Below are 8,147 nucleotides of genomic sequence, written 5' to 3'. Positions count from 1 at the left end.
CGCAGCGGGGTTCTGGACCCGCGCGAACGCGTTCTTCACAGGCCTGGGCGTCACAGTCACCGCGGTGATGACCGACAACGGTTCCTGCTACCGGTCAGGCGCCTTCGCTGACGCGCTCGGCGACCATGTGAAGCACAAGTGGACCCGGCCATACCGGCCGCAGACCAACGGCAAGGTCGAGCGGTTCAACCGCACCCTCGCCGTCGAGTGGGCCTACGCGAAGCCCTACGCCAGCGAAGCCGAGCGCGCCGCAGCCTACGAGACCTGGCTCCATCACTACAATCACCACAGACCCCACACCGGGATCGGCGGCCAGACCCCCTCAGCCCGCGTTCACAACGTCACGGGGAAGTACATCTAGGCCGTGCGGCGTCTTCTCCCACCGGTGGGGGTCGAAGATCAGCTGGTAAGCCGCCCGCCAGGCCGCTGCCGCATGCAGCAGCCAGTAGACCGGCAGGAAGATCGCGAAGATGCCGATTCTCCAGTTGTATCGCCGCCACGCCGCGATGCCAGAGGTGATGATCATCAGCACGTTCATGACAACGAGGTTGGTCAGACCAAGCACGAGCAGATCGTGGGGCAGGCGGATCTGGACCAGCGGGCCCAGCAGCCAAGCGCACAAGGTGAATGCCAGCGTCACCGGGTACAGCAAGAAGTTCGCCGGCGTCCCAACAATCAGGCCCGCCATCGTCACCGCCGCCCTGCCCCCATTGTGTCTCAGCCAGCGAGCCGGACGTCGCAGATTCACCGCAGCAGTGACGAGGTAACCCTTGATCCATCGGGTCCGTTGCCGGATCCACGGCATCAGCTGCGGGGTGGCCTCCTCCCAGGTGGTCGAGTCGATGACGTCGACCCGGTATCCCGAGGCTGCCAGCCGGATGCCCAGGTCGGCGTCCTCGGTGACGTTGTAGGGGTCCCAGCCACCGACCTCAACCAGAGCAGACCGCTTGAAGTGGTTCGAGGTGCCCCCAAGAGGCAATGGCATCCGAGTCCCCGCCAACCCAACAAGCATGAAATCGAACCACTGGGCGTACTCGATGGCGAACATCCGAGTGAGCAGGTTGTAGTCAGGGTTGTAGAAGTTCAGGGATGCCTGCACACAGGCGAGCTGTCCCTGACGGCCAGAGTCGTGGCGAAAACTCACCAGAGCCTTACGCAGTTGATCCGGCTCGGGCCGATCCTCGGCGTCATAGATGACCACATACTCCCCCCGGCACAGCAGCAGCCCGACGTTGCAGGCACGCGGCTTGGTGCGCGGCTCCCCGGCCGGCACAATGATCAGCCGCATCCATCTCGGCGGTTCCGCTGCTCTGGCTGCCTGGATGGTCTCGACATCATCCTCCTCCAGCAAGATCAAGACATCAAGTTTCTCCCGGGGATAGTCCAGACGCAGGAAGCTGCGCATGATGCTGGCCACCACGGCCGCCTCATGAAACACCGGCACCAGAATCGAGTACACCGGCATCTCATCCTCGCCGATGGACTCCCCTGCCGCTTCCAGAGAATCAGCCTCTTCTGGCGCTGCCGCATTCTCTCCGAAGCCGCCCTTACCGGCGATTGGGTTCACGGACCTCTGGCGCCACCGGCCGGCCGGTCCCGCAATACGTCTCTCCTGAAACCTCCGCACTGGGCTGAGGAAGGTCGCCATCACCTTGTACCCCGAGCTGATCAGGAAGGAAACACTGCCCAGCCCGAAGAGCACGACGATCAGGACTCTCCAGTCGAGAATCGCCCCAGCCACGATGAGGATTCCTGCCAGTGCGGGCAGGACCGCCTGCCGCCGCCAGATCCCCTTCTTGGCTGAGAAGTTCGGGGTGGCTTCAGCGAACCCCTCGGCAGCCTCATTCGCCAACCACACGCGCAGCTGTGCCTGCGCATCGCAGATCTGCTGCGGGTCAGCGTGCAGAAATCCCACGCTGGACTCACCGGTAGCGTCCAGAACGCTGAGACGGAGCGCCGTCGTCACTGGTCCCGACGCCGCCACCAGCAGCTCACCGTGCTCTCGGCACCACGGGATCCAGTCCGGAGTCTGGGACTCATTGCCCGCACCCCAGCCGGCCTCCACCATGACCCGGGGATCCAGCCGATGATCCGTCACCCCACCAGCCTGCTGCTCACCGCTCGCAGCGCCTCGCACCCCCGAAATAGTCATCCGTGCGTCCTGACGTAGATGGTAATCGCGGCGTTGGCGAAGGCTGGCCGGTAGTCCCGCTGGAAGGAAGGGGTGGCAGAGGCCGTCCGCACGGCGTCCTGCCCCTTGCTGCTCACCCACACCCAACGAACATGTCCCTCCGGCTGGGCCAGCGCTTGTTGGAAACGCACGCCGTCGGCCTGAAGGTAGTACTGCCTCAGTGGCAACCCAATCTGGGGAAGCTGGGCGTTTGCGCTGCCAGTCTCATCCAGCAGTATCCGACCGCCGTCATAATGTCGCCCTAGCCACACTGCCGCCTGACGGGGAAGAGCGTCCGCCTGCCATGACACTGCGGCCTCCTTGATGACCTGTGAGCGTTCGGCCGGATGCTGCATGAACCAGAAGGCCTGGAGAACCAGCACGCCGACCAGGAGCACGGACACAATGCTGCGAACCCATGTCCGTAGCGTGCCGGACCCGACGCGGTCGGCTAGATCCTCAACAGTCTGGACACCGACCGCGGCCAGCAACGCAACTGGGAGGATGCTCGCCATGCCGAACCGGTTGTTCCACGAGTAGCCGGAACGTACCGCTGGATTCCAGGTGATTGCCTGGCCGGCGTACAGGGCGACGACCAGGAAGAGATAGCTGCTCGCCGCGGCCACCAGGAGTAGGCCGCGGTCTCCCCGGCGCTTGCTGAGGATGAACGCCACGACCCCGAACGCGGCGATGGCGATCGAGGCCGGTCCCACACTGGAGCTCACCGCGAGATTCAATGCCGCCAGACTGGCTCCCAAGTCAGACTTCGTGCTGACGCCATTGGCCACGATCTCGGCCTGCTGGGCATTGGCCGAGAACTGCCCCCTGAAGAACGCCAGCGGATCGTGAAAGACAACCCCAGTTGTAGCCCAGCCACCACAAGATGGCCAGCACCGGAGGCCCGCCGAAGCCAGCCACCGTGGCGGCAAGTCTGGACCACGATCTGCTACGGCGCCACACCACCGCGGCGACAAAGATCGTCCCGGTCAGGCACAGTGCCCACCCCTCATAGCGCGACAGTGCGGCCAGGGCTGCGGGAATGCCACAGAAGATCGCCACCTCGCCGGGACTTGAGATCCGGCGGCGGGTCGCCAGATCGGACAATCCCGCCAGGCTCATCGCCATCGCCGCGATGAGCACCGGTTCGGTGAGCGCGGTGGCGCACAGGTAGAGCATCGAGGGATTGATCACCACGACAGCAACTCCCACCATGCGAGCCGCCCGACCCCCTCCCCAGCGCGCGACAGAGCGATACACACAACACGCCGTCACACCCAGGCAGATCGAACCCAGCACCGCCGCCCCCCACCCCGTGTGCCACATCCATCTCGACAGCACCATGGGAGCCAGCAGCAGATGTGGCATCGGCAGCCAGACCGTACCGAGTTGCTGGATGCCGGCTCCGCTGGCGGTGTCGAAGAGACGCCGAGCAATGGTCAAGTGGGACTGTGCGTCGCTGTAGGCCAGGTTGAACCCGGTGGGAACGATCAAGGCGTCCACCACCAGGCCGACAAACACACTGGCCGCCAGCACCGGTATGGAACCCGGGACCCGCCTGCCGGTGATGGGGCGGTCAAGGTCATGCCACAGCCGCATGGCCGTGCCGGCGTGCGACAGCATGGCCGTCACCATATCGGCGGGACACTGTCGCCATGCACGCGGGTCCGCACTGCAGTTCAAGGAAGGTCATCATGAAAGGCTCAAGGGCGAGACTCAGTCGGCCCTGGTAACCGCAGCATTCCGATCTCCCTTGCGGCTTTGCGGCGTGAGAAGTGGTGGGCTCGCTCAGAGTCTTGCGAAGACCTCAAGGTACCGGCTCGCTGCCGTCTCCCAGCTGAGCTCGGCCACCCTCCGGCCGCCCTCTTCGGCGAGGCCTTCGGCCAGCGGCTGGTCGATCAGCAGCCGATCCACGCATTCGGCCAGTGGAGCCGACTGACCGATCGGGGTCAGCAGGCCGTCCATCCCGTGGTTCACCACCGAGACGGCGCCTGCGGTCGCCGAGGCCACCACTGGGGTCCCCAGCTTCCACGCGCTGACGATGGCACCCGGATCGGTGTCGGCGCGGTTGGGGAAGACCACCACGTCCGCGTGCTCCATCCCGGCTGCGATCTGCCGTGCCGACACCGATCCGGCCCACTCGATGCTGGCCCGCCCGCCGAGCTGGCGGGACCAGCTCCTCAAGGTGCCCAGAGAGCCGCCGTCCCCACCGATCACCAGCCGGTAGGCCACCCCGCTGCGCGCCGCCGCCTCGACCAACAGATCGAAGCCGCTGCTCTGGTCCACCGCCCCAGCCGCGAAGACCACCTTGCGGCCATCGATCTGCCAGGGAATGTCACCCCAGCCGAAGTCCAGGTCGAGAGAGGGATCGATTCCATCGGGAATCACCTGAACACGCTCGGCGCCGAACCTCAGATGCAGGTCGTCGCGCACCGGACGGGAGACCGCGGTGATCGCGCCGGCCAGGCGCAGGGTCTCCACGAAAGGCTTGACGGGGACAGGCTGGCGATTGCGGGCCAGCGTCTCCCCGGTACTGGTGAGCACCAACGGGGCGTTCTCGCGCTTGGCCAGCGACAGCCCGTAGCTGCCTGCCGAGCCGAAGCCCTGAAGATTCAGGGCAGTCGGCCGGTCCTCACGCAGCGCCCGGCGCCAGATCTGCTGGGCCTCGGCCACCGCATGACGCCGCAGCATCCTCGAACGGATCGTCTGCCCCTGGCGCGGCGCCGGAAGATGGCGGACCGGCGTCTGACCCTGCTGGCGCCCGTGGTCACGGGGAGGCCTCGAGCCGTCGGCCTTGGGATGCGCGGCGTCATCCACCTGCCAGATGACCACAGGCTGTCCGGCCCCGCGCAGCGCCTGAGCCAGGCGGCTCACTCGCGGCGTCACCCGAGCCGAGTGGTCGGGGCAACTCACCAGGGCAACAGGGCGCATCACAGCTTTCCTTCCATCGGCTTCCCTAAGTCTGACACTCAGAGCCGCGCGCCAGCTGCCGGCCACCTGAACCGGATTGAACCGGTGTCCATCCGTTCGCTGACCGCGAAATGATCGAGGCGGGAGAATCGCGATCAAATCCCGTCTGTGACTGCATCTCGTCTTGTCAGTTGGGAGATCGACACCTCCTCTTAATGGTACGACCAAGAATTCTCATGTGGACGGCGACCACTTAGACAAAAGTCTGATCCACGAGAATCCGTAACTTTCGGCCAAGTCTCGTTAGAGTGACACCCAATCACGCCGGCCCGGGTGGGGCCCTGTCCACGTGGGTCAGGGCCCGATGAGCCCAAGCCCGATGGGCACTGCAGTGCCGAAGTTGCCCACGAGAGGAGTCCCGCAGTGATCGACGAGCCGATGGTCCACCCTTTCCCCGCGCTGCGGGAGGTGGCCACCGCCGCACCGGCATCCCAACTGCCCCTCAGGGGCGCCACACCCGAGGCTGTGCGACGCTCCACCCCCGACCGCGACCCCGGCCACCGGCGTTGGCGGATCAAGACCTCGATGAGCATCGATCTGGCCGTGATCGGCGCGGTGGTCATTCTGGCGCTGTTAATCAGCGCGCACGCCAACGCCGAGCTGTTCAACGACGCCCGCCTCTACACCCCCGTTGTACTGACCGTGATGCCGCTGTGGGCAGCGATGATCGGGCTCGTCGGCGGCTACCGGCGCACCCAGCTGACCACCGAGGTCGCCGAGTACCGGAGGGTGTTCCACGGTTCACTGCTCACCGCAGGGCTGCTCGGGATCTCCTCTTATCTGCTTGAGTATCCGCTGTCGAGAACTTTCTACGTCACCGTTTTCCTGATCGGGATTCCGTCGGTTCTGGTGGCTCATATCACCTATCGCCGGATCATCAAGTTGGCCCGGGTCAAGGGAAAGTACCGGTCCCGGGTGCTCATCGCCGGCGACCTGGATCACATCATCGAGGTGATGACCATCCTCAACCGGGAGACCTGGCTGGGCTACGACCCGGTCGGCGTGCTCACCGAGGACATCAAGGGCTGCCAGGCAGCGCTCACCGTGCCGGTCGTCGCGGTGCCCGAGTATGTGGTGGACGCTGTGCGGCGCACAGGGGTGGACACCGTCATCTTCACCGAGGGCGCCTACCCCAGCGGGCGCGACTTCAACCTCATCGCCCGACAGCTGGAGGATGAGCGCACCGATCTCATCGTGGTGCCCTCGGTGACCGATGTGGCCGCCGCTCGGATGAACGTGCGCCCTGTCGCCGGCCTACCCCTGGTGCATATCGAGAAGCCGCGGGCTGCCAGGGCCGGAGCCGGGCCCAAGCGGGTGGTGGACCTCGTCGGGGCTGTCCTGCTGCTCGTCGCCACTGCGCCGCTGGTGGCTGTGGCGGCCTTGGCGATCAAGCTGGAGGACGGCGGCCCGGTGATCTTCAAGCAGCGACGGGTAGGGCTGGGCGGTGAGGTGTTCAACTGCCTCAAGCTGCGCAGCATGGTCACCGATGCCGAGACCATCAAGGCGAGGGCCCTGCTGGCCCACAACGAGTCGGATGGTGTGCTGTTCAAGATGAGGAAGGACCCCCGGATCACCCGGGTGGGGGCCTTCATCCGGCGCTACTCGATCGACGAGATGCCCCAGTTCCTCAATGTGCTCAGGGGTGAGATGTCCTTGGTGGGGCCACGTCCGGCCCTGGAGGCCGAGGTGGCGCGGTATCAGCCTCAGGTGCTGCGGCGTCTGGATGTTCGCCCCGGTCTGACCGGGCTGTGGCAGGTGTCCGGGCGCTCGGATCTGTCCTGGGAGGACACCGTCCGACTGGATCTGTACTACGTGGACAACTGGTCGATGCTCCAGGATGTCGCGATCCTGGGCAGGACCGCGAAGGCCGTGGTGGGGTCCTCGGGGGCGTACTGATTCGCCATGCAGGAGTGGGACAGTCGCTGACTGATCCTGATCCGACGGTTGAGCCCTGGTAGGTACTAGCCTGCACAGCATCGCTGGCCGTTCGGGCCAGCTTGTATGGGCCGAGGACAGGGGTCGGGATGCCGCGTCGAATCGTCTTCCATGAGTTCGGTGGGATCGAGAATCTGTGTGTCGAGCCTGCCCCTGAACTTGTTGCCGGGCCCGGCCAGGTGCTGGTCCGGGTGGTCTATGCCGGGCTGAACCCCTCCGACTTGCGAATCATGGCCGGCACCTTCTTCATCGTCCCCGATCTGCCTTCAGGGTGCGGCAATGACTTCTCCGGCGTGGTGGCCGGAGTGGGCGCTGGGGTCGCGGGGTTGGCCGTGGGGGACCTGGTGTTCGGTGGGCGTCGTCTGGCCGCTGCCGCCGACTACCTGTTGGCCTCTCCTCGGGATCTGCATCTGCTGCCCGCCGGGCTGGGCCTCGACGTGGCCGGCGGTCTTCAGATCGCCGGGACGACCGCTGTCGCGGGGGTGCGGGCGATTGCTCCGTCTGAGGACGAGACGGTTTTCGTCAGCGGTGCAGCCGGTGGCGTCGGGGTGCTCGCCGCGCAGCTCTCCCGCGCCTGTGGGGCGAGAGTGATCGGGAGCGCGAGCCCGGCCAACTTCGACTTCCTGCGCGCTCTCGGAGTGATCCCGGTGGACTACGACGGGGGCATGTGGGATCGGCTGCGGGAACTGGCACCGGCTGGGATCAGTGCCGCTTACTCGACCCGTGGAATCGATGAGGTCAAAGGCCTGCTGAATTTCGGGGTGTCCGCCTCCCGGATCAATGCAGTGGCCGCCGGCTCCACCGCCGGAGAGCTCGGGGTCCACACCGACGGATCTGCTGCCGCGCTTCCTGATGACCTGGATCGGCTGGCGAGAGCTCTGGCTGTCGGGGACATCATGCTGCCGATCGACTCGGTGTACTCGCTGGATTCCGCCCAAGCCGCGTACCGGCGTCTGGCCGCTGGGCATCTGCGCGGCAAGATCCTGCTGAGCACCGCAGATGTGAGGAATGCAGCGGGGCTGATGTAGTTGGTGCCGACTGGCTGTGGGTTGCTGGCCAGCTCGGCTCGCGCCTC

At 65.9% G+C, this 8,147-nt stretch carries 7 protein-coding genes; 3 read left to right on the top strand and 4 right to left on the bottom strand.

The annotated features are described in order from the left end of the window. A partial coding sequence (locus G554_RS0104670) for an integrase core domain-containing protein (protein ID WP_027587002.1) occupies positions 1 to 361 on the top strand: 361 nt, incomplete at its 5' end. Here G554_RS0104670 and G554_RS14700 read toward each other — a convergent pair. The 4 genes from G554_RS14700 to G554_RS0104650 all read right to left on the bottom strand — a co-directional run bounded on the left by G554_RS14700 (position 323) and on the right by G554_RS0104650 (position 5,098). Further along, complete coding sequence (locus tag G554_RS14700) at positions 323 to 2,098, bottom strand: glycosyltransferase (protein ID WP_051232443.1); 1,776 nt, start codon at positions 2,096 to 2,098, stop codon at positions 323 to 325. The two genes, G554_RS0104670 and G554_RS14700, sit on opposite strands and share 39 nt — an antisense overlap. A gap of 50 nt (positions 2,099 to 2,148) precedes the next feature. After that, positions 2,149 to 2,958, bottom strand: a complete 810-nt coding sequence (locus G554_RS16650) for a hypothetical protein (protein ID WP_154654173.1) — start codon at positions 2,956 to 2,958, stop codon at positions 2,149 to 2,151. Next, positions 2,930 to 3,790 (bottom strand): hypothetical protein, encoded by an 861-nt coding sequence (locus tag G554_RS16645; protein WP_154654172.1) that lies wholly within the window; start codon positions 3,788 to 3,790, stop codon positions 2,930 to 2,932. Before G554_RS16645 ends, G554_RS16650 begins: the two co-directional genes overlap by 29 nt. Positions 3,791 to 3,955: 165 nt before the next feature. After that, complete coding sequence (locus tag G554_RS0104650; RefSeq protein WP_084648311.1) at positions 3,956 to 5,098, bottom strand: glycosyltransferase family 4 protein; 1,143 nt, start codon at positions 5,096 to 5,098, stop codon at positions 3,956 to 3,958. Between the two features lie 402 nt (positions 5,099 to 5,500). On the opposite strand from G554_RS0104650, the gene G554_RS0104645 reads away from it, so the two are divergent. Beyond that, entirely contained in the window at positions 5,501 to 7,033 is a 1,533-nt protein-coding gene (locus G554_RS0104645; RefSeq protein WP_051232437.1) for a sugar transferase, read from the top strand. Between the two features lie 128 nt (positions 7,034 to 7,161). After that, positions 7,162 to 8,100: an alcohol dehydrogenase catalytic domain-containing protein gene (locus G554_RS0104640; protein WP_027586998.1), complete on the top strand. Its 939-nt coding sequence runs from the start codon at positions 7,162 to 7,164 to the stop codon at positions 8,098 to 8,100. Positions 8,101 to 8,147: the final 47 nt, after the last annotated feature.

It is taken from the genome of Acidipropionibacterium thoenii DSM 20276 (genome assembly GCF_000423445.1).
In the GTDB taxonomy this organism is placed as follows: Bacteria; Actinomycetota; Actinomycetes; order Propionibacteriales; family Propionibacteriaceae; genus Acidipropionibacterium; species Acidipropionibacterium thoenii.
Note: the sequence above shows the minus strand (reverse complement) of the source record. Positions and strands in the feature narration are given on the sequence as shown.